General features: G+C 43.0%; 18 protein-coding genes and 1 other annotated feature. Of the genes, 5 read left to right on the top strand and 13 right to left on the bottom strand.

Going from position 1 to position 22,832, the window contains the following annotated elements:
* Positions 1–9: 9 nt before the first annotated feature.
* Positions 10–369 (bottom strand): Asp23/Gls24 family envelope stress response protein, encoded by a 360-nt coding sequence (locus J2Z20_RS02105; RefSeq protein WP_209844890.1) that lies wholly within the window; start codon positions 367–369, stop codon positions 10–12.
* Positions 370–535: 166 nt separating this feature from the next.
* Here J2Z20_RS02105 and cax point away from each other — a divergent pair, with 166 nt between their 5' ends.
* Positions 536–1,606, top strand: coding sequence for a calcium/proton exchanger (gene cax, locus J2Z20_RS02100; RefSeq protein WP_209847187.1), 1,071 nt, complete (start codon positions 536–538; stop codon positions 1,604–1,606).
* A gap of 87 nt (positions 1,607–1,693) precedes the next feature.
* On the opposite strand, the gene J2Z20_RS02095 is transcribed toward cax, so the two are convergent.
* The 5 genes from J2Z20_RS02095 to J2Z20_RS02075 form a co-directional block, all read right to left on the bottom strand.
* Positions 1,694–1,990 (bottom strand): Fpa/YlaN family protein, encoded by a 297-nt coding sequence (locus tag J2Z20_RS02095; protein ID WP_209844888.1) that lies wholly within the window; start codon positions 1,988–1,990, stop codon positions 1,694–1,696.
* Between the two features lie 140 nt (positions 1,991–2,130).
* On the bottom strand, positions 2,131–2,373 hold the full coding sequence (locus J2Z20_RS02090) for an HPr family phosphocarrier protein (protein ID WP_209844886.1): 243 nt from the start codon (positions 2,371–2,373) through the stop codon (positions 2,131–2,133).
* 95 nt (positions 2,374–2,468) lie between these two features.
* Entirely contained in the window at positions 2,469–3,584 is a 1,116-nt protein-coding gene (locus tag J2Z20_RS02085) for an aminopeptidase (RefSeq protein WP_209844883.1), read from the bottom strand.
* 114 nt (positions 3,585–3,698) lie between these two features.
* The gene (locus J2Z20_RS02080) at positions 3,699–4,535 is read right to left on the bottom strand and encodes a hypothetical protein (RefSeq protein WP_209844881.1); all 837 of its coding nucleotides are present in this window, start codon (positions 4,533–4,535) and stop codon (positions 3,699–3,701) included.
* A gap of 138 nt (positions 4,536–4,673) precedes the next feature.
* Positions 4,674–6,677, bottom strand: a complete 2,004-nt coding sequence (locus J2Z20_RS02075) for a sensor domain-containing diguanylate cyclase (RefSeq protein WP_209844879.1) — start codon at positions 6,675–6,677, stop codon at positions 4,674–4,676.
* Positions 6,678–7,092: 415 nt separating this feature from the next.
* Between J2Z20_RS02075 and rpsD the strand changes: the two genes are divergently transcribed.
* Positions 7,093–7,692, top strand: coding sequence for a 30S ribosomal protein S4 (gene rpsD, locus J2Z20_RS02070; protein WP_209844877.1), 600 nt, complete (start codon positions 7,093–7,095; stop codon positions 7,690–7,692).
* Between the two features lie 56 nt (positions 7,693–7,748).
* Here the strand turns inward: rpsD and tyrS are convergent, their stop codons facing one another.
* Positions 7,749–9,002 (bottom strand): tyrosine--tRNA ligase, encoded by a 1,254-nt coding sequence (tyrS, locus tag J2Z20_RS02065; RefSeq protein ID WP_209844875.1) that lies wholly within the window; start codon positions 9,000–9,002, stop codon positions 7,749–7,751.
* A 65-nt stretch (positions 9,003–9,067) separates the two neighbouring features.
* Positions 9,068–9,328: a binding site (T-box leader), on the bottom strand.
* A 115-nt stretch (positions 9,329–9,443) separates the two neighbouring features.
* Here tyrS and J2Z20_RS02060 point away from each other — a divergent pair.
* Positions 9,444–12,497, top strand: coding sequence for a transglycosylase domain-containing protein (locus J2Z20_RS02060; RefSeq protein WP_209844873.1), 3,054 nt, complete (start codon positions 9,444–9,446; stop codon positions 12,495–12,497).
* 67 nt (positions 12,498–12,564) lie between these two features.
* Here the strand turns inward: J2Z20_RS02060 and acsA are convergent, their stop codons facing one another.
* Positions 12,565–14,289, bottom strand: coding sequence for an acetate--CoA ligase (gene acsA / locus J2Z20_RS02055; RefSeq protein WP_209844872.1), 1,725 nt, complete (start codon positions 14,287–14,289; stop codon positions 12,565–12,567).
* A gap of 231 nt (positions 14,290–14,520) precedes the next feature.
* On the opposite strand from acsA, the gene J2Z20_RS02050 reads away from it, so the two are divergent.
* Positions 14,521–15,153, top strand: a complete 633-nt coding sequence (locus J2Z20_RS02050) for a GNAT family N-acetyltransferase (RefSeq protein ID WP_209844870.1) — start codon at positions 14,521–14,523, stop codon at positions 15,151–15,153.
* A 36-nt stretch (positions 15,154–15,189) separates the two neighbouring features.
* Positions 15,190–16,377, top strand: a complete 1,188-nt coding sequence (locus J2Z20_RS02045) for an acetoin utilization protein AcuC (protein ID WP_209844868.1) — start codon at positions 15,190–15,192, stop codon at positions 16,375–16,377.
* Here J2Z20_RS02045 and J2Z20_RS02040 read toward each other — a convergent pair.
* From J2Z20_RS02040 to J2Z20_RS02020, 5 genes are all read right to left on the bottom strand, one after another.
* On the bottom strand, positions 16,372–17,070 hold the full coding sequence (locus J2Z20_RS02040; RefSeq protein WP_209844866.1) for a 5'-methylthioadenosine/adenosylhomocysteine nucleosidase: 699 nt from the start codon (positions 17,068–17,070) through the stop codon (positions 16,372–16,374). The genes J2Z20_RS02045 and J2Z20_RS02040 overlap by 6 nt on opposite strands.
* A gap of 127 nt (positions 17,071–17,197) precedes the next feature.
* Positions 17,198–18,202, bottom strand: coding sequence for a catabolite control protein A (ccpA, locus tag J2Z20_RS02035; protein ID WP_209844863.1), 1,005 nt, complete (start codon positions 18,200–18,202; stop codon positions 17,198–17,200).
* Positions 18,203–18,401: 199 nt separating this feature from the next.
* A complete protein-coding gene (locus J2Z20_RS02030) occupies positions 18,402–18,851 on the bottom strand; it encodes a hypothetical protein (RefSeq protein WP_209844861.1) in 450 nt (149 codons plus the stop codon).
* A 349-nt stretch (positions 18,852–19,200) separates the two neighbouring features.
* Entirely contained in the window at positions 19,201–20,925 is a 1,725-nt protein-coding gene (gene ptsP, locus J2Z20_RS02025; protein ID WP_209847184.1) for a phosphoenolpyruvate--protein phosphotransferase, read from the bottom strand.
* A complete protein-coding gene (locus J2Z20_RS02020; protein WP_209844859.1) occupies positions 20,925–22,823 on the bottom strand; it encodes a glucose PTS transporter subunit IIA in 1,899 nt (632 codons plus the stop codon). The genes ptsP and J2Z20_RS02020 overlap by 1 nt, the downstream gene beginning before the upstream one ends.
* Positions 22,824–22,832 lie beyond the last annotated feature (9 nt).

The raw sequence follows: 22,832 nt of genomic DNA, 5'->3' as shown, positions 1-22,832 counted from the left end.
TTTTATGTATTATGCAATTTCATCGTCTTTAAAGGCTACGCCTTCAACTTTAACATTTACTTCAACAACTTTTAAGCCTGTCATACGCTCAACAGCTTCACGAACATTTTGCTGCAGCATACGGCACACTTCTTGAATTGGCGTTTCGTACAACACAATAATGCGAAGATCAATAGCCGCTTCCAGTTGACCAACCTCGACTGTTACACCTTTTTGCACATTTTTACCGCTAAGTCTTTTCGCCCATCCTTCGGACAAGCCGCCTGACATCGCCGCAATACCAGGAGTTTCCAAAGCAGCGAGTCCTGCTATTTTGGCAACTACATCATCAGAAATTCGTAATTCGCCAGTATCCAATTGTTCCGTCATCATAATCCCCCTTTTACCTCATTATTCGTTATTGTAAATCCTTTAATCTTTGAAAGCAAATGATAACTAAAAAGTTACTGAAAATCACGTTTACATCTCGTCAATAATTGGTTATATTGATTAAATCACAGTTAATGAATCAGAGGTGTAACTTAAGATGTCTGGATTGAAAAAGAAACTATCTCCTATTCTGCTCATTTCTACGTTCATACTCAGTGCGATTGCTCATTATACACATTTCGGGTCGATTGCAGAATTCATACTATCCGCGATTGCCGTTATTTTTGTAGCTGGATTTCTTGGTAAAGCAACGGAAAGTGTTGCTCATTATGCCGGACAACGTCTCGGCGGATTTCTAAACGCGACCTTCGGGAACGCCGCGGAGCTCATTATTGCAATATTTCTTATTAAAGAAGGCTTGTTTGATATGGTTAAGGCCAGTCTTACCGGCTCGATACTTGGTAACTTGCTGCTCGTGCTAGGTATCAGTTTATTTGCAGGCGGACTTAAGCACAAAGTTCAAAATTTCAATGTTACGCTTGCAGGTATGAACGGCTCACTGATGATCGTTGCAGTGATCGCATTGTTCATCCCTGCTGTATTTCTTAACACGAAATCTATCACCTCTTCAGAGACGAACACACTGAGCCTTGTCGTAGCTGGCATCTTAATTGTGTCCTACATAGCGTGGCTTTTGTTCTCGATGATTACACATAAAGACTACTTGGAAGATGCGACATACGATTCAGATGAAGAGCTTCCGCACGAGCATACCCCTGCCTGGGGTAAAAAGCGGTCCATCTTGTATCTATTTATCGCTACAGTCATGGTTGCCCTTGTCAGTGAATGGCTTGTTCACACACTCGAATCCATTACTGCTGCTTTTGGACTCAGCGAGCTGTTCGTCGGTGCCTTTGTTGTAGCCATTGTCGGAAATGCCGCAGAACACAGCGCAGCTGTCTTACTCGCAATGAAGAACAAAATTGGCGCAGCTGTAGAAATCGCAATCGGAAGCAGCTTGCAAATCGCACTGTTCGTTGCGCCTGTTCTCATTTTTGTGAGCTTCTTTATGGGTACGCCGATGAATATCGTCTTTACCGTCATTGAACTAGTTGCCATTGTCGTGTCCGTATTTATTGCCAAGTCTATAACGCAGGACGGTGCTACGAACTGGTACGAAGGGCTTCTTCTCATTGCCGTGTACTTGATCCTAGGTGTCTCATTCTACCTAGCTTAACGCTTTTACTTCACAATATCTCTTAACAAAAAACATGCATCCTAAATGGATGCATGTTTCTCTATATAAGCCTGTTATGTTAACAGGCTACTCTTTATTTTCTTTGTTGTTCATAGCTTCATAGAGAAGAGCTAAGTTCCGTTCGAGCCTGCTCAAAATTTGTTTGCCCGCTTGCTCATGAATGAGTCCCGCACGAACTGCAAAGTCGACTTCTTTGGAAAAACCGAACATTTGTGTATCCAACACTTCCTCATAGAGAGGGCAGTAACGTGTAGCCAGATTCTCCATCTGGACTTCGATTAGCTTTTCTATTTTATCTGCATCTTCTTGTAGAAGATTCATCGCTTTTAAATTCAGCTGTTCCTGCAAATCAGATGAAGTCATGCATCTTCCCCCCTATGTCCAAAAGTGATCAGCTTATTTTCTACTATTAATATTAGACGAAATTGATTGGTAATACAAGAACCTCAAAAAAAAAGCACCCTAACCTATTACAGATTAGGGCGCTTGTTCAAGAAAAGGTATTATTCCGAAACAATTGTCACGTTAAGTCCATGTTTCGCAAACACTTCTGCCAAAGCAGCTTTCGCTTCTTCCGCATCAGAGCCATGCACGTGAAGTTCATATTTTTGAGTCGTCACTAATGTTGAGAATAACCCCAAAATACTTTTCACATCGATATACTTATTGTCTGCTTGGAGCACAATGGAAGAAGTAAATTTACTAGCTGTTTGAGCAATTTCTACAACTGCATCGTTTGTGGACATATACATCCCTCCGCTTTTACTTTTGGTATCATGTTTCATTCCTACTTCATGATAACTTGAATCCGTTTTCCTGCCAAGGAATTTCTTCTTAATTATTATTTCAAGTTCTCAGGATTCAATCCCTCAAGCTCTGGAATAACGAAAATGCCATCTTTACGAATTAATACGTCATCGAAGTAGATTTCGCCGCCGCCGTATTCTGGACGTTGAATAAGCACTAAATCCCAGTGAATCGAGGAGCGGTTGCCATTATCCGTTTCTTCATAGGCTTGACCTGGAGTAAAATGCAAGCTGCCTGCAATTTTCTCATCAAACAAAATATCTTTCATCGGATGCAAAATGTACGGGTTAAACCCGATGGCGAATTCACCGATATATCTAGCCCCTTCATCTGAATCCAAAATTTCATTTAAGCGCTTCGTATCATTACTTGTCGCTTCCACAATTTTCCCGTTTTCAAAGCGGAACTTGATATTTTCAAATGTAATACCGTTGTACAAAGTTTGGGCATTGTAGCTGATTGTACCATTTACGGAATCACGAACTGGAGCGGAATAAACTTCGCCGTCAGGAATGTTCTTTTGGCCTGAGCATTTCTCTGCACCGATACCTTTAATCGAGAACGTAAGATCCGTTCCTGGACTTACAATACGTACTTTATCTGTACGTTTCATTAAGTCAGCCAAAGCGTCTTGTGCCCTATCCATTTTCGCATAATCCAAATTGCAAACTTGGAAGTAAAAATCTTCAAAAGCTTCTGTACTCGTATTTGCCAGCTGAGCCATGCTTGCATTTGGATAACGAAGTACAACCCATTTCGTACGCTTTACACGTTCCTCACTATGTACTGGATGCTGGTAAATTGAATTATAAAGTTTCATTTTATCTTCAGGCACATCGGATAAATCATTTACATTTTCACCCGCGCGAATGCCAATGTAGCAATCCATTTGTTTCATCCGATTCAAATCAATGTCTGCCCATGTTTGAATTTGTTCTTTCGTTGCATTTTTTAGAAGAGTGCGCAGCACTGTTCTATCCGTTATTTGTACGAAAGCATTTCCCCCGTGATTAGCAACTTCCTCTAAAATAGCGTTTAATAAGTCACGTTCGGAACCGATCATTTCGACCAGAACATTTTCCCCTGGTTGAACATTGACAGAATATCCAACTAAGTTTTTAGCTAATTTTTGTACTCTCGGATCACGCATAGTTCTTCCTCCTTGACGACATGAAACAGCCTATATATTTTTTAAACATTGGTAAATTACCTTCCCACACTATTGTAGCACGCCGCTCCATTTAAGTCAGTAACTAGAAAGCTCTCAGCGATAATCCCCGAAATGAACTTCGGTGAGCAGCATCTCATGTTGACGTTTCCCGGCAGGATCCGTATAAGATATCCGATGCTCAGTGTACAGTTTCCTTGGTAAAATCGTTCTCGAATCAATCGTCAGATGGAAGACCGCTTGTGCATCAGCCTGTTTCAGCATGGAGTTCAGTTCTTTTTTTCCATCACTCCATACAGCTTCAAGCTCAGCTCGTTTCTTCTTGCTAAATTCGTCCGATCTGTTTATGAACTGTTTTCTCAATTGATCCATTTCTTCCTCAAGCTGATCGCGAATCCATTTACGAGCCTCTTCCGCTGGTAATTCAATACGAATCACCTTTGTCCCTCTTCCCGCACCCATTTCTTCTGTAATATAACCATGAAACCGATGAAGTGTATCCATCTGGGCTAAAGGATTAAATCGGCTAAGCGTCTGCGTTTTCATGCTCTCATTACCTTCTAGCGGAACCCACGTGCCATGTTGATGCAAAAAGTAAGCTGTCCGTATCGTATGACCACCTGAACTTGCAGCGAAGCTGTTATCGGACAACATCTTCCCATTCGTCACTTCTTGCATAGATAACCTGTAGTGGTGATTTACTTTACCCGAGAACGAAAATGATTTATCAAATATCCCTGTATCTTCACTGCGTACAGCAGCTTGTCCGTGGAATGTAAACGAATCAACACCGGCAAGACCGCTTGTGCTTAGTCTAAACCAATCTTCGGGAGTCTTGGAATGAGTGCAAGAAGGCAGTATGAACATACAAATGAGCAAAGCAGCGGTAAGGACCAAGCATTTAGTCAATGAATGGATTATCCATGATTTCATAACATTTAGCGCCTCTCTATACGATCTTTCTGTTCACTATAGATTTTTCCTCCGCCCCTTAACTTATACAAAAAAAGGAGAAAGACTCCATGTTAGAAATCCTTCTCCCCTTCTCCATTAAACTGTTGCCTAAAGGTATTAAGTTACATCTTCCACTTGAATTTGATTCCGTCCATTGTTTTTCGCTTTGTACAGAGCCATATCCGCACGGTAGAATAGTGATTCGACTGTCACTTTGTCGTCAAACCAACTCCATTCGGCGATCCCGCAAGATACGGTAACGGCAGGATCAGTCTCCTCTTCGACCCGCTTCCGAATTTTCTCGGCAACCTGGAGTGCCTGCATTACATCATATTGCGGAAAATAAATGGCCAGCTCTTCCCCACCCCATCTAGCGGAAATATCAATACTCCGAACCGATGTTTTAATAATATGGCTTACCTGCTTCAATATAATATCCCCTTGCAGATGACCGAACGTATCATTAACCTGCTTAAACTGATCTATATCTACGACAATAAGAGAACCGCACGGATCCGTCTTTTGAAACTCATGAATCGCTTCATCCAAGTACCGGCGGGCATATAATCCAGTAAGCATATCTCGGTTAGCCATCCGCCTTACTTCTGCATGCAGCGTAGCGTTCGCAATAGCCAGTCCAATATGAGTAGCAAGCACCTGCATTAATTTATAGTTATCATATGAGAAAAAGTGCGGACTTTGATGAGTGATCAATATAATTCCAATAAATTCTCCGTTCACAATAAGCGGCGTAGCGATAAGCGATCTTGCGTTAGACTGTTCCATAATTCTGCAGGTTACTGTGCTGTACGTATCGTAATCTGATAGAAAAACAGGCTCTTTCGATTCGTAGATTAACCCGCAGAAACCATCATTCGTCGCGTATACTTCCTTAGCAATCGAAGCAATGTTGCTCGACATTACCTCAAAGCAATCTTTCACTTTATCATACTGCAATATAGAACAGGAATCCGATTGAAAAATACTCAGCAGCTCCTGTGTTGAGAATTGGAATATTTCTTTTAATTTTAAACTTTGATTCAGCCGTCTCGTTAATTCATTGATGAGCCTTAATTCATGAATCAGTACATTGGACTGTTCATATAATTTTGCATTTTCAAAAGCGGTTCCCGCTGTGTCCGACAGCACTGAAATGAGGTCTAAATCAATTTCTTCCTTAAAATCCTTTAACAATGTAATGTGAAATACACCATAGATGCCCTGTTTCCCGCTAAGCGGAACTGCAATTTCAACGTATGAAGGTCCTTCGTTCATGACAGGAGGATTCTCTAGGGTAATAAGCCTTCCCTCCATGAAAGAGCGCACACATAGATCATCTCGGTCTTGTCCAAACAGTAAAGATTTAACTTTTGGATTTGTTGTACGATGATCTTGCGACATGAGCAGTTCCAAATGAGCGGTTGGATACATTTCAGCAATACTATCAAATACTTCTGTTAATACGGCGTCCACATCAATTTTGTCATGTAAACGTTTGACAACTTCGAACAATATATTTCTTCGTCTAGCCTCACGCTCTGCTTGGGATTGACCATGGAACAAGTCCGATACGAACAAGAATTCAAATTGTCGATAAAAGCAACTTACAAAATGCAACCCTGCAGCAAGAACCAAATCAAGATCATCTGGATGATACTGCTCAAGCGAAGTCGTGCAGTTCAGTACAGCAAACAATTCTCGATTCTTACGGGTAAACAACGGGACAGCGAGCGACACTTGTTGATGGGAACCAACATTGACATGTTCTGAGCCAACAATAACTGCCGGACTTTGCTGCGCAAGACAGAGCGACATAGCTTCAGAGGTCCCGCTCCCTGCGTTCTCTGAATTAGCTGAATTTGAATCTCCTATGACCTTCACCCCATTGCTGCTGTACACAGACCACTGTGTTCTTGTCATCCAAGGAAGAGCTATAGCCTCATCATGCCACTCTATAAAGCTTTGTTTTAACAATAGTTCAATATATGGAAAATCAAAGGCCGTTATATCAAGATGCTGTAACCAGAAACTTTGTTCTCCATAATTTATAACTGTATGGTCTTGTCCCGTTTTTGCAGAATCATTTCTATTCACGGATTCTATTCCTGGTTGATTTGACATAAAGGCGCTCCTTTGCACCACACCATAAACAGGCGCTCATTCCAATATATGTTACTTATTACATTTTACTATTTTATCTAAGAAATTGCATCATAAATTCGAGAAAATGTCCTATATTTTTGGGTCCTTAGCCCTATCGACAGATTTTGACGTTATGCGACTGAAATATACAGTTGCTCTTCACTTGACTTTATCTCTAGTTTTCATATAATATAATTTGTTGAATAAGACTAGATAAGTCTTTAATTTGGGCGTACCATTGTGCTACCCTCGCGAATTTTGTTGCTGATGGAACAGCGGCTGAACTTTTCTGTCAGTAGTACGGGCTTTTATCAAACAGCTTTCGTGCGATAAACAAAATTCGGCGCAAATAGAGCCCCTCTGAAAATTCATTTAAAAAGGAGTCTATTATAAAATGGCACGTTACACTGGTCCTAAATTTAAACTAAGCCGCCGTTTGGGTATTTCCTTGAGCGGAACAGGTAAAGAATTGAAACGCCCTTTCCCTCCTGGACAACATGGTCCAACCCAACGGAGAAAATTGAGCAACTATGGTATGCAACTTCAAGAAAAACAAAAATTGCGCCACATGTACGGTTTGGGTGAGAAACAATTCCGTACACTGTTCGGAAAAGCGCAAAAAATGCCAGGTATCGCTGGTGAGAACTTCATGTTCTTGCTCGAAAGCCGTTTGGATAACTTGGTATACCGTCTTGGTTTCGCGAACTCCCGTGCAGGCGCTCGTCAATTAGTTGCTCACGGTCACGTAACTGTAAACGGTAAAAAAGTTGACATCGCTTCTTACACTGTAAATCCTGGCGATGTAATCGGTTTGCGCGAAAGAAGCCGCAACCTTTCTTCTGTTAAAGAAGCATTGGAAAACCGTACTCATTTGCCAGCATACTTGGAATTCAACGACAGTGCAATGGAAGGTAAATACATCCGCTTGCCTGAACGTGCTGAATTGTCCCAAGACATCGATGAAAAACAAATCGTCGAGTTCTACAACCGCTAATAAGAAGCGAAAGCACAAAACCTCCAAGATTTCTCTTGGAGGTTTTTTCTTTTACATTATTCAATGACCAGTTTCGCAAACTTCCGTTTACCAACTTGAACGATGTCTCCGTTTTGCGGAGTCACATCTGCATTCACGTCAACGCATTTTTCCTCATTAATTTTAACAGCGCCCTGCTGAATACTCCGTCTAGCTTCTCCATTAGAAGCCGCAAATCCAATAAGTGTGAGCAGCTTCACAAGGCGAATTTTACCATCCTCAAGTTCTGCCGCAGGTACTGTAAATTGCTCAATATCATCCGGCAATGCACGTTGCTGGAATACAGTCACAAAATGTTGCTGCGCAGCTTCTGCCGCTTCTACGCCATGGTACATCCGAACGAATGTGTATGCGAGCTTCATTTTGGCGTCACGCGGATGAATAGACCCGTTCTCAAGCCCTTGTCTCAATTCAGCAAGCTGTTCATTCGTAAGATCTGTTGCGAGTTCGTAGTATTTAAGCATAAGCTCATCCGGTACGGACATCGCTTTCCCGTATATTTCATTTGGCTCCTCATCAATACCGATGTAGTTACCAAGGCTCTTACTCATCTTCTGAACGCCATCAAGACCTTCAAGCAGCGGTGTCATAATTGCAACTTGAGTGTCTACGCCGTATTCTTTTTGCAGTGTACGACCCATGAGCAGATTGAATTTCTGATCCGTACCGCCAAGCTCGATATCGCTCTTCAGCGCAACTGAATCCATCCCTTGCATCAATGGATAGAAAAACTCATGTATACTGATCGGTTGACCGCTTTGGTAACGTTTTGTAAAATCATCCCGCTCCAGCATCCGTGCAACGGTCACTTTGGCAGACAGATTTACAACGTCAGCGAACGTCATCGGTCCAAGCCACTCTGAATTGTAGTACAGCTGCGTCTTCGAAGGATCAAGAATTTTGTATATTTGCTGTTGGTAAGTCTCAGCGTTGCGCTTCACATCTTCTTCCGTCAGTTGTTTGCGAGTTTCTGATTTACCGGTTGGGTCGCCGATACGGCCTGTGAAGTCACCGATAATAAGCTGCACTTGATGCCCTAGCTCTTGGAATTGACGAAGCTTGTGCATGACAACGGTATGACCGATATGAATATCTGGCGCTGATGGGTCGAGTCCAAGTTTCACTTTTAGCGGCTCACCCGTTACAACGGATTTCATAACCTTTTGCTTCAATTCTTCTTCCGGCACAATTTCCACAACACCACGGGAAATGACGCTTAGTTGACGTTCCACTTCCCGCTGCTGTTCAGCGGACAATTCTTCCCATTTCATTGATATGCTCCTCCTTTTATCTATGCACAATAATGTCAGCACAACAAAAAAAGCCCCTGCTCATCCCAAGGGACGAGAAAGGAGCTCGCGTTACCACCCTAATTAAAGCGTACCCAGCCATTAGCCTTCGAAGGATACACTTTCACTTCATTCATATAACGGTTTCCCGGTGACAAACTACTAGTCAGATGGCTTCAGCCATCTTCCGTTCATTCGCACGGCTCCAGACGGTAATTCAAAGGAGGTTCGTTATCGGTTCGCACCATCCACCGATTCTCTTGAAACGAATCACGCCACCTTCTACTCGTGTCTTTCTGCGCCTTTATCATTATGCATTTATGATCATTTATATCACAACTGCTTTTAAAAAGTCAAACCTTATATATTCTTCCAGCGTCTTTGTTATGCTATAATAGTTCCGTTAAAAGGAGGAAGACAATGATGGATGAGGAGAAAAACACGAAGCCTGAGCAGAGGGCGCCCCGCAAAAAGAAGACTGGCCGCAGGGTGCTATCCGTTGTAAAATGGCTGTTTATTATTGGCTTCACCGGAATCCTGCTTCTCGGGGGTTCGGTTATCGGCTACATGGCTTCAATCCTTAAAGATGAACCAGTCCGTTCTCGTGCTGTTATCGAGCAAAAGATTAATACGAACGCCATCACTGGCTTCGCATATTTCCGTGATGGTACGCCAATTGGACAACTCCGAACAGAAGAGGACCGCCGTCTTGTCAACTTCAAAGATATCCCTTCTTCGGTGATTGACGCCGTACTGGCTATTGAGGACAATGATTTTTACCATCATATCGGCGTTGACTTTAAAGGGACAATGCGAGCCGTCAAGCAAAGGCTATTCCACGAATCAGTGCAAACCGGGGGAAGTACATTAACCCAGCAGCTAGCCAGACGAGTGTTTCTAAATCTCGACAAAACCGACAATCGCAAAGTCAAAGAAATCTTTTTAGCGCTCCGATTAGAAAGATTTTTATCCAAAGACGAAATATTGACCGCTTATTTAAATAAAGTTCCATTTGGCAATGGATCAACCGGCTATAACGTATACGGCATTAAAGCTGCTGCTAAAGGTATTTTTGGCATTGATGATTTGAATAAACTAAATATTGCCCAGTCCGCTTATTTAGCTGGATTACCTCAGCTCCCTTCTTCCTATTCCGCATTTAACGGTAAAGGGGAATTTAGCGAGAAAGGCTTTAACCGTGCCATTAAACGTCAGCACCTTGTGCTGGATCGTATGCTGGAAGAAGGTAAAATAACGCAGCAGCAATATAACGAAGCATTAGCTTTTGACATTAAAGGCTCTCTTGCTAAACCAAGCCAAAAGGCATATGCCACTTATCCATACTTAATGATTGAAACTGAACGCGAAGCTTCTGAAATGATTGCGATGTCTGAAAATAAGTCTTTGACAAAAGAAAATATTTCAGATGTTGAAAACGCTGCCTTCCTAGAAGAGGCTCATCAGCAGCTCCTTACCGGAGGTTATCGTGTATACACAACGATCGACAAAAAAGTATACAATGCCATGCACGATGTAGCAGAGAATAAAGACAATTTCTCGAAAGACAGCGATACTAAGGGCGTAGAACAGACTGCAGCAATGATGATCGATCATAAGACTGGAGCTATCTTAGGCATGATCGAAGGCCGTGACTTCAATAAGGAGCAAATGAACTATGCAACCCAAATGGTCAGACAGCCTGGTTCAACGATGAAACCGATCGCTGCTTATTTACCAGCTCTTGAAGAAGGATTAATACAGCCTGCATCGATTCTAGATGATTCACCGATTATTCTTAAAGACTATCAAAAAGGATTTCATATTCCTGTCAACGCGAACAATCGCTATCAAGGTCTAGTTACAGCTAGAAAAGCATTAAACGAGTCACTAAATATACCTGCACTTAAATTGTTTAACAACATCGTTACGATTGATAAAGCATGGGCATTTGCCCGTAAGCTCGGAATTACGACGATCCAACCTGAAGATTACGAAGCAAAAACAGGGGTTCTTGGCGGTCTTAAATACGGTGTAACGGTGGAAGAATTGACGAACGCTTACGGCTCAATACCAAATCAAGGCGTATTTAACGATGCATATATGATCGAGAAAATCGTCGACTCAAAGGGCAACATCGTGTACACTCATGAACCTGATCCTCAAAGAGTATATTCCGAGCAAACCGCTTATTTAATGACTGACATGCTCAGAACGGTCATTACAGACGGTACGGGTAAATCGATTAAAACAGAATTTAAACAATACGGTAAAATTCCGATTTCAGGCAAGACCGGTTCAACTCAAAACTACGGTGATGTCTGGTTTATGGGCTTCACCCCTGACGTAACACTTGGTGTATGGGCTGGGTACGAACAGCCGATCAATACGCTAAATAAAGATGCAAGAGGCAGAGCTCGTTCAATCTGGGCGCTTATTATGAATGAAGTAACAGAAAAGTCTCCTGAACTGTTCACAACCAAAGCGTTCAAGCAGCCTGACGGTATCGTTAAAATGACCGTGTCAGGCTACAGCGGCAAAAAGCCGACAGAACTGACAGATAAATTGGTTACAGACATTTTTAATCAAAAATATGTTCCTACAGAACCGGACGACGGAATTATTCAGGCCAAATATATTACATATGAAGGAGTTAACTATATTCCTAACGAGAAAACGCCTCTTGATATGGTGAAGGAACAAGTCGTTGTCAAACGAGAAAAGCCGATTGGACAGCTCGTCAAAGAGTTAGAGGAAGCATTTAGCCAAATGAAGGGCGATCACAAACCAATATCCTACTACATGCCCGAAGATGCCGGTGTAGATGCTCCAATTGAGCCAGATCCTCGAGTAGATGACGGCCAAGTTCCAAGTGCACCGACGAATGTCAAACTTGAGAACAAAGGCGGCGCAGTCATCATAACGTTTAACAGCAATGCTGAGAAGGATGTCGTTGGCTATCGTCTGTACAGATCATTAAATGGAGGAGCATTCCAAAATCAGGGCTCTCCAATCCTGACTGGAGATAAGACGCAGTTCAAGAGCTACATTTCAGATGGAAACAGTTATGATTATTATATTACTGCAGTGGATGTCGTAGGCAATGAATCGACTCCTAGTCAAATTGTGAACTATGGAAGTTCATATGTACCGATAACACCAGAAATACCGATCGATAACGGCAGTTCAGACGGCGATGTTACAACAATCCCATCTAGTCCCGTACAAGTGACTGCGAAGTCTTCAGATTTTGGTGTTCAGCTGAATTGGGAAGCAAACAATGAAACCGAGAAAGTGACCAGCTATAACATATATTACAGTGACAGCCAAGACGGGCCTTTCAGCAAAATCGACTCCTCGCCAGCAGCGCAGTTTGACTACACGACGATGACACCGGTTAAAGGATGGTTTTATATTACAGCAGTGAATGCAGCCGGCGAATCGACGCCATCCAAGGCCATTTATTATGAGACACGCTAGCAAAATAAACAGCGAAAAAGGATCACCGAAAACTATTCGGTGATCCTTTTTTTAGCTTGTCAAACCATTAATCTTCGATTGTTGATAAATCGCCGGTAGGCAAGTTAAGTTCCCACGCCTTCAGAACACGTCTCATGATTTTACCAGAACGAGTCTTCGGCAGCTTATCTCTAAACTCGATTTCACGAGGTGCAGCATGAGCGGATAGTCCCTCTTTCACGAACTTCGCAATTTCCGCCTTGAGTTCATCAGAAGGTGTATATCCTTCCCGGAGTGAGATAAACGCTTTAATAACTTCGCCGCGAATGGGATCCGGTTTACCAATGACACCTGCTTCCACGACAGCAGGATGTTCAATCAATTTACTTTCGACTTCAAAAGGTCCTACCCGTTCCCCAGACGTATTAATAACATCGTCAACCCGGCCTTGGAACCAGAAATACCCATCTTCATCCATATATGCGGAATCACCTGAAACATACCAACCTGGAATACGGAAATATTCGTCGTACTTCGCAGGGTTATTCCATATTTTTCGCATCATCGAAGGCCACGGTGTTTTGATCGCCAAGTTGCCCATCCGATAAGGAGGGAGCATGTTGCCCTGATCATCAACGATCGTAGCTTCGATGCCTGGAATCGGTCTGCCCATGGAACCCGGTTTGATCGGCATCGAAGGGTAATTACAAATAAGATGCCCTCCTGTCTCCGTCATCCACCATGTATCATGGATTCGCTGACCGAAAGCTTTGAACCCCCAACGGACAACCTCTGGATTAAGCGGCTCACCTACAGATAAGACATGCCGCAGGCTCGACAAGTCGAACTCCTTAATGATATCGTCCCCCGCTCCCATCAACATACGGAAAGCTGTAGGCGCGCTGTACCATACAGTCACTTTATATTTTTGAATCGTTTCATACCAGTCTTGCGGCTTAAATCGTCCTCCGCGAATGACATTTGTGACGCCATTCAACCATGGAGCAAAGATACCGTAGGACGTGCCTGTAACCCAACCTGGGTCACCAGTGCACCAATAGACATCTCCTTCTTTCAGGTCAAGGACAATTTTCCCCGTATAATAATGCTGAATCATCGCATTTTGAACATGATATACACCTTTAGGTTTGCCAGTTGAACCCGAAGTATAATGAATAATGAGTCCATCCTCACGCTCTAACCATTCCACATCAAACTGTTCGGAAGCCTCCGCTAATTCGGTGCGAAAATCAATTAACCCATCACCTTGCTGCACACTTTCGCCAACAACGAAAATATGCTCTAAAAGCGGCAATTCATCCCTTCTCACGCGCGGTAAAAGCGTTGGAGTCGTAATGAGTGCCGATGCCCCGCTGTCCTCCAGACGGTCCTTAACCGCGGCATCCATGAAAGCTTCGAATAGCGGTCCAACGATAGCTCCAACTTTTAGAATACCTAGTACGCTAATATAAAGCTCAGGAGTTCTAGGCATAAATACAAAGACGCGATCTCCCTTTTGAATGCCGTGAGCACGAAGTACATTGGCGAACTTATTCGAAAGTCTGCTTAGCTCCGCATATGTATATTTCTCTTCTCGTTCAGCATCACTGTAGATAAGCGCCAGACGATCTCCATGTCCTGACTCAACATGACGATCGATCGCTTCATATGCCATATTGAATTTTCCCGTTCCATACCAAGAGAACTGCTTCTCAATGTCTTCCCATACAAAATCGGCGTAAGCTTGTTCATAATTTTCCAAATTGGATGAAGACGCCACCACTTCAATAACTTCACCTTGTAATTGTCCCATTATTCCATCCTCCTCACGAATCACATCTAACTTACTTTGGTAGTTAGCGCTTTCATTAGTGCTGAAAAACCAACGGCCTTTCTAGGGATGAATCCTAAAGAGTCAAGCATGAAAATATGAATATTGTATGTCAAAAATATTATAACATAGCTTTTACATGCCGCATATTCCTTTTCAAATTATCGTTTTTTTGTTATAAGTGAGTTAGATTATGAAAGGAGGCGCAGCCCTGTGGAACACATAAAACGGTATCACGCCGCTGTAGTGCCCCATGAAGAACGCGTGCTCATTGTTGAAGGCCCTGTTTCCTCTAGTGTACTGCGTGAGTTAACGATGCACCCAGACCTGCATGCGTTTCGAAGGCCGCATGAACAACAAGAAGCGCTCATTGCGATTTCAGAGCTGCCCGAAGGCCGTATTATTATTACTCGGGATAAGGACACCATTGTAGGTTACGTCACCTTTCACCATCCGGATGAGCTTGAACGTTGGTCTCAAGGACATATGCAAGACCTCATCGAATTAGGAGCTATTGAGGTAGCGAACAGCTATCGTTCTCTAGGACTAGGCCAGAAAATGATCAAAACGGCTTTTGAAGAAGGCCAGATGGAGCAATATATCGTATTTACAACCGAATATTATTGGCATTGGGATCTGAAAGGAACCGGCCTTAATGTGTGGGAATATCGCAAAATGATGGAGCGTTTGATGAGCGTTGTAGGCATGATATGGTACGCAACGGACGACCCTGAGATCTGCTCACATCCTGCGAATTGCCTCATGGTCAGAATCGGCAAAGACGTGCCGATCGAATCCGAAGAACAGTTTGACCGAATTCGATTTCAGCAACGCTTCATGTATTAATATATTTCGATTGAAGAGGGAGGGATTCGTAATTTTATGTCTGCAAACGCTTTATTCGCACATCATGACGAGAGTTTGAATTATCATTTTCACGACGATCACCCTTTTCATCCTACTCGCCTCAAGCTGACCATCGACCTGTTAAAAGAGCTTGGTGCACTTGATTCCTCTAATATGTTAGCCGCAAGACAAGCAACCGAGGAAGAGCTTCTGCGTGTCCATAGCTCATCATATATCGAAGAAGTCAAAGGACTAAGCTGCAATCCTCCCGAGGAACGTTATCTGCAACAAGCTGAGAAATTTGGTTTTGCAGGTGAGGATACACCTTACTTCTCAAATATGCATCATATTGCTTCCTGTGTCGTTGGAGGTTCAATTACGGCTGTAGAAGCTGTCATGACAGGAAAGAGCCCGCATGCGCTTCATCTCGGCGGCGGACTGCATCATGCACTCAGCGCACAAGCAGCTGGCTTCTGCGTATATAATGACGTATCTGTTGCAATCGCACACCTTCGTCATCATTATGATGCAAAGGTACTTTACATTGATACTGATGCGCATCATGGCGACGGCGTGCAGTGGGCGTTCTACACCGATTCTGAAGTATGCACCTATTCCATTCATGAGACAGGCAAATATTTATTTCCTGGTACCGGATTTGTGAATGAACGCGGACAGGATACAGGTTACGGAGCTTGTGTAAATATCCCTCTGCAGCCTTATACCGAAGATGAATCGTGGCTACACTGCTTTAAGGAATCGATACAGAGATTAACTGCTTATTTCAAACCAGATGTTATTGTAAGTCAGCATGGCTGTGATGCACACGCACTCGATCCATTGTCGCATTTACACTGCAGCATGCAAATTTATAATGAAATCCCTGCTATTATTCACGAGCTCGCCCATAAGTACTGTAACGGAAAATGGGTCGCCTTTGGCGGCGGAGGGTACGACATATGGAGAGTTGTTCCACGCGCTTGGAGCTTGGTGTGGCTTGAAATGAGCGACCATCCGTTAAAAGAGACTATTAAACTTGATCCCTTATCTCCATTGCCCGCAGCATGGATCGACCGATGGCAACAGAAAGCCCCGGTTCCATTGCCCGCCTTCTGGTTAGATGACCTAAACAGCTGGCAAGTAATCCCGAGGCGTGATGATATTACTAGGCAAAATAACCACTCATTACAAATTGCATTGCAAGAGTTTCCTGCCATTTCATGATAAGTTGCGAACCATATAATCTAATATTTGATGCGATCTTCTGGACGCTTCGACAGTAAATTCTGCAAAATTAATATGGGCTGAGCCGTCTGCTTTATCTGACATCGAGCGAAGAATGACGAATGGAATGTCATTCATATGGCATACTTGAGCGACGGCGGCTCCTTCCATCTCAGCGCAAGCACCGCCAAGTTCTTCATGCAGCATTTTCACAACCTCACGGCTCGAAATAAATTGATCCCCGGACAGCACTTTCCCTTTCATATAACGACCTTCATTTATTTTGTTACACGCTTCCTCAGCCAGTGCAATAAGCTTATTATCCGCTTTAAATTCCGATGTCTCTTGATACGGAATAACACCGCGCGGGAACCCTAGCGCTGTTACATCCATGTCATGCTGCACACATGAAGTCGAAATAACTATATCACCGATCTCCAGATCAGGGTGTACAGCCCCTGCCACACCTGTAAACAGTACTGTATCTATCCCGAACGTATCAATAAGTATTTGAGTCGTAACAGCTGCATTTACTTTGCCGACACCTGACTTACATACAACGACGGACTTACCATGAAGCGTCCCCGTCACATAAGTAATACCTGCCTTCACCGTCGTTTCCGCTTTGTCCATATCCGCTAGAAGGAGCGCGATTTCTTCATCCATAGCTCCTAGTAACCCAATTCTACTCATATGCTAATAGCCACCTCTGATCATTTACTATTGTGATTTAATTTTCTAATCGCCAAAAAAAGCCCCGTAACGGAGCTTTTTTAACCAAAAACTAACCTTTTTTCATATCTAAAAATTGTATTTATCTTTATAGATGACTTACAGAAAGTCTTAAAATCGTTTCATGCGGAAGGATAACATGAGGATTATCTACATTTTCCTTCTTCATCAGCTTAGTAAGCAGACGCATCGCTACTGCACCTAAATCATACATAGGTTGAGCAACTGTCGTTAGCTGAGGGCGTACCATCGAAGCCATGCGGATGTTATCTACACTGATTACCGAGAAATCATCCGGCACTTTGAGACCTTCGTCTTGGATGCTGTGTATTGCTCCAATCGCCATCTCATCAGTAGCTGCAAAGATCGCTGTAGGCTTCTTCTTCAGCCCAAGGAAATACTTCATCGCTTCTACACCGGATTCATACCGATAATTGCCGATGCGAACCAGATCTTCATTATAATCAATACCTGCTGTTTCCAAAGCTCTCTTATAGCCTTGGAAGCGAGCGTATCCATTCGCTGGGTCCTGAAGCGTTCCGCTAATCATTGCGATTTCACGGTGTCCATGACGAATGAGTGTACTTACAGCATCAAAAGCAGCTGCTTCATGATCGATGTCGACAGAAGGAATTGCACCTTTCTCATCCTTCGTCGCACAAAGAACGATCGGAACAGCCGATGTTTGAAATGCTTGAATGTGATCCTCAGTTACTGTTCCGCCCATAAACAATAGCCCGTCCACCTGTTTTTCTAACAGGGTGTTAATGACACGGATTTCTTTCTCTTTCTTCTTATCAGCATTACAAAGAATAATATTGTAATGATACATATTGGCAATATCTTCAATACCACGGGCAATCTCGGCAAAAATCGAGTTTGAAATATCCGGAATAACGACACCCACGGTAGTTGTCTTCTTGCTTGCAAGCCCCCGTGCTACCGCATTTGGACGATATCCTAACCGTTCAATTGCTTCATATACTTTTTTTCGAGTTTGCGGCTTCACATTCGGGTTATTATTCACAACCCGTGACACTGTGGCCATTGATACGCCTGCTTCACGTGCTACATCGTAAATGGTTACCGTCACATGCCTTCTCTCCATTGCAAATAAATTTTCACTCGTTCATTCCAATATTATTTATGATACGACAAATTTTTACTTTGTGCAATGATAACGCTTCAAAGTTCATAAAAACATTTGTGTTCAGTGGAATCTTAGTGAATCTTTATTACATGGTATCAAAAGTCATGCAAAAAATCCAACAACGCCGCATTATGTACAAAAATTAACCAACATTACGGTCCATCGTTTGAAAATGTTGTAAGTGTTCTGTAATTTGACCCAGTCGATTCGACACATCTTCCATCCAATCTGTATCTCCTAATTCCTGCGCATATCGATATAAATCGAGTAAGAGATTGATGCGTTCCTCTATTTTATCATTTAATAATTGTTCAATTGGCGATCCGATATCATCCGTTTGGTGTCTAAACACATCGTCGATAATATCAGCTATATCACATATTTCTGTAAATAGCACTTTATGTATGCCTGAAACTATATTAAGTTCAGCAATTAAACTTAGTAAATTCTCTTTAATTAGAGGCAGTACTTCAAAATGGCTGCAGGATTCGCAAGCAAAAACGGGCACTCGCTCAATTTTAATTCGATGCGAATATATGACAGTCCTCAAATCAAGCTCCATTTGTTGTCCACAATCGCAAAGTCTGTTCATCGAACCACCTCATTTATGAATAGTATGTATCCTCATATATTAATAACGCACCAAACCTTCATAATGTCACACGATGTATAAAAAAAATTTGTGAAAATTAAAAGAATATACAGAAAATGAGACGCGGTGAAATACAAAAAAATGATCGGGATTGCTAGCATAATCGCTGCCATTTCCGTTCTTATCTTCTCATCTTTAAGTAAAATGCTAGTTTTAGCCGTTTTCATTCACGTACTGTGGAGCGCTTCTATAGGGTTCGGACAATCTTCTCTCACTTCGACGCTTAATTGTCTAACAATGCAAGAAGCCGCTCAAATAGTTTGAACGGCTTCTTACATTAAATTAGTTATTATTTTGTGCTGTCCACATAATCCGTTAATAATTGTTCAATTTCTAAGCTCGTTCGCATCGTAAAGCACTCCTCAGCCAGTTTTACCGCTTCTTCGGCACTTGTATTCAAGGTGCGGTGCTTCACTTTAAGCAGCGATTGGATGGACATACTTAGGTGGTCTACACCAAGCTTCAGCCAAATCGGAATCGATCTCTCGTCCCCTGCCATTTCCCCGCATACGCTAACCGGAATGCCGCTCTGGTGAGCTGCATCTACAGTCATCTTCAGCATACGGAGAATTGCGGGATGATAAGGATGATACATATGAGCAATTTGCTCATTCATTCGGTCAACTGCTAGCACATATTGCACAAGATCGTTCGTCCCGATACTGAAGAAATCCGCTTCCTCAGTAAGCAAATCAGCAATTGTGACAGCTGCAGGAATTTCAATCATAATGCCTACTGGAATGTCTCTGTTGTACGGCGTCCCCCGTTCATCAAGCTCTGCCATTGCCTCTCGTAAAATCTCGTTGGCTCTTCTTACCTCATCAACAGATGAGATCATGGGATACATAATTCTAACCCCACCATATGCGCTTGCTCTTAAAATAGCTAACAACTGAGTCTTAAACAGCTCTTTATGATCGAGGCTGATCCGTATAGCACGATAACCAAGGAATGGATTATCCTCTTCCGGAAGTGTGAAGTAGTCAAGCTCTTTATCACCGCCGATGTCGAGCGTTCGAATGACAACCGGGTAATTTCCCATTTTCTCGGCAACCTGTCTATAAATCTCAAACTGCTCTTGCTCACTAGGGAGAGAAGGACGATCCATATACAAAAATTCTGTTCGAAAAAGTCCAACGCCTTTGGCCCCATACTTAAGTGCCAAATCCAGTTCTTTCACAGAACTAATATTGGCCGCGAGGTGCAGCTCCGCTCCATCCTTCGTCAAAGCATCTACTGAAGCAAGCAATTCAAGCTGCTGCTTTTTCTTCAGAATCTTCGAATGAAGCTCAGTGTAGCGCTCGGTAATGTGACTGTCTGGGTTGATATATACTTGTCCGTTGTCACCATCTACAATAAGCTGGTCACCCGTCAAAATCGGCTTTGTCAATTTATTCTCAAGGCCTGAAACGAGCGGGATACCGAGTGCTCTAGCCATGATCGCAGAATGGGATGTTTTACCGCCAATCATCGTAATAATGCCGAGAACGTAATCCGGATTTAAATGAGCGAGTTGAGAAGGCGACAGCTCCTTGGCAACAAGAATATACGGCTGTGTATCTGACGGCAGCGTAATTTCAGGAGCACCAAGCAAATGCTTCAGCAATCGGTTCCCAACATCTTTAATGTCAAGCGCCCTTTCTTTCATGTACTCGTCATCGAGCAAATCAAACATCGTTACAAAATGATCTATCGCTTCTTTGACAGCAACTTCTGCCGCTTTGTACTGCCGCTGAATAATTCCTTGGATTTCACTCATAAAAGCAGGATCTTCTAGTATGGCAAGGTGAGCATCGAAAATACTCGATTCTTCATCACCCACAATTTCCTTGAATTCGTTCTTAATGTACTCAATCTCATCTTTGGAAGTACGAATTCCCTCATACAAACGCTCGATTTCTTTCGCTAAATCAACAGCATCCATCTTCTGATCCGGCAGTTCCCACTCCCAGGTAGGGAGAACAAATGCTTTGCCGATTGCAATTCCTGGTGCAGCGCCGATGCCTTGTATCATCATTTGACCCCTCCAGCATTCCTATCTTCTATATCTATTTCATCAAAAATAACAACAGACATGACAGATGCCTGGCCTTTTTTTACAGATTTAAACGGTGCAAAGCTCCATGACTTCACCCGCTTCGGATTCGTAATGACCATCGGTGTAACCGTTGAGGTCGCCAGCTTGCGAATATTTGCCAAATCAAATTTGATAAGCAATTGACCTGGCTCGACCACATCATCAACGTTGACTACAGCTGTAAAATAACCATCTAATTCTGAGGTGTCGATACCAATGTGCAGTAATATATCGAGACCTTCCCGAGTTCTAAGTCCGATTGCATGCATTGTCGGATAGATATGAACCACTGTCGCATGAACAGGTGAGACGAGCTCCCCTTTTTCAGGAATAAAGGCAACCCCTTCTCCAACTAATTTGGTGGCAAAAATTTTGTCTGGAACTTCATCAAGTGGAATCATACGTCCTTGTAAAGGAGCGCAAAATAAAACTTGCGGCAAATCTTTGTCCATCAGTTTGCGAATTTCTTCACGAATAAGCTCTGAGTACGTTCCGAACACAACCTGTACGTTCCCGCCGCCCAATTTGATCATCCCGGCAGACCCAAGCGCTTTGAGCGCATTGCTGTCAATGATTCGGTCATTATGCACGGTAAGGCGAAGCCTCGTGATACAAGCTTCTACACGCACAATATTTTCTTTACCTCCAAGAGCTTGTAAAATAAGCGGTGCTTGATAAGGGATATTCCCCGCCCAATCGTTAAGCGCTGAAATTTCCTCACGGCCTGGCGTTGCCAATTGATAGCGTCTAATTGCCCATCGAAACAAAATATAATATGTAATTCCATAAACTAAACCAATAGGAATTAGCATCCAAGCATGTCTTGACAAGTGATAATTTAATACAAAATCAATGGCACCCGCGGAGAATGAAAACCCGTGATGAATGTCGAGCGCATATGCAATCCACATCGATAACCCGGACAGCAGCGCATGGACAATGAATAAGTACGGAGCTACGAAAAGAAATGAGAATTCGATTTGCTCAGTAACTCCAGTTAAGAACGATACAAGCGCTGCAATGAGAAACGTCTTTTTTACTTTAGGCTTAAGATCTTCCCTAGCTTCATGAACAAACGCTATGGCAATGGCAGGCAAAGCGAACATCATAATGGGATACAATCCCGCCATATAACTGCCTGCTGTAGGGTCCCCTGCGAAAAATCTCGGCAAATCCCCTTCGACAACATTACCGGTGGACGTCGTATACGTCCCTACCTGAAACCAAACGATATTATTCAGTAAATGATGCAGCCCGAAAGCGACCAATATCCGATGAATAAAGCCGTACAAAAAAAGACCTACTCCGCCCATTCGCCCAAGCAGCAGCGTTATTTCATTCAAGCCTGCCTGCAAATATGGAGCCAAAGCAATCATTATATAGCTAAATAACGCGGAGAACAGCCCCATAAAGAGCAGCACAAACCTCGAGCCGCCGAAAAATTGCAATGCTTCCGGAAGCTTTATGCTGCTAAACCGATTATATGCTAATCCCGCAATGACGCCGATCATAATTCCAATTAGTGTAGTCGGTTCAATTAACGATCTTCCCGCATGACTACTTACCTGATCATAGATCACCATTCCTGTAAAAGCAGCAAGACCTGCTTGACCCGCTTGATTGGTCAAACCTAGCGCTACGCCAATTGCGAACATATAAGGAATAAAAGAAAATATCGCTTGTCCGGCAACATTGGCGGCATCCCCTACTGACGGGATTCCCCATACTGCCCACGGCAAACTGCCTATGCTGAGCAGAATTGCCGCGGCAGGAAGCACCATCGTAGGAAGCATGACGGCTCTGCCAAGCTGCTGCAATGATCCGAGCCAATTCAAGGTGATCCT

This window comes from Paenibacillus sediminis (assembly GCF_017873765.1).
GTDB lineage: Bacteria > Bacillota > Bacilli > Paenibacillales > Paenibacillaceae > Paenibacillus_AG > Paenibacillus_AG sediminis.
The sequence above is the reverse complement of the archived record's forward strand: the minus strand, read 5'-3'. Positions and strand labels throughout refer to the sequence as shown.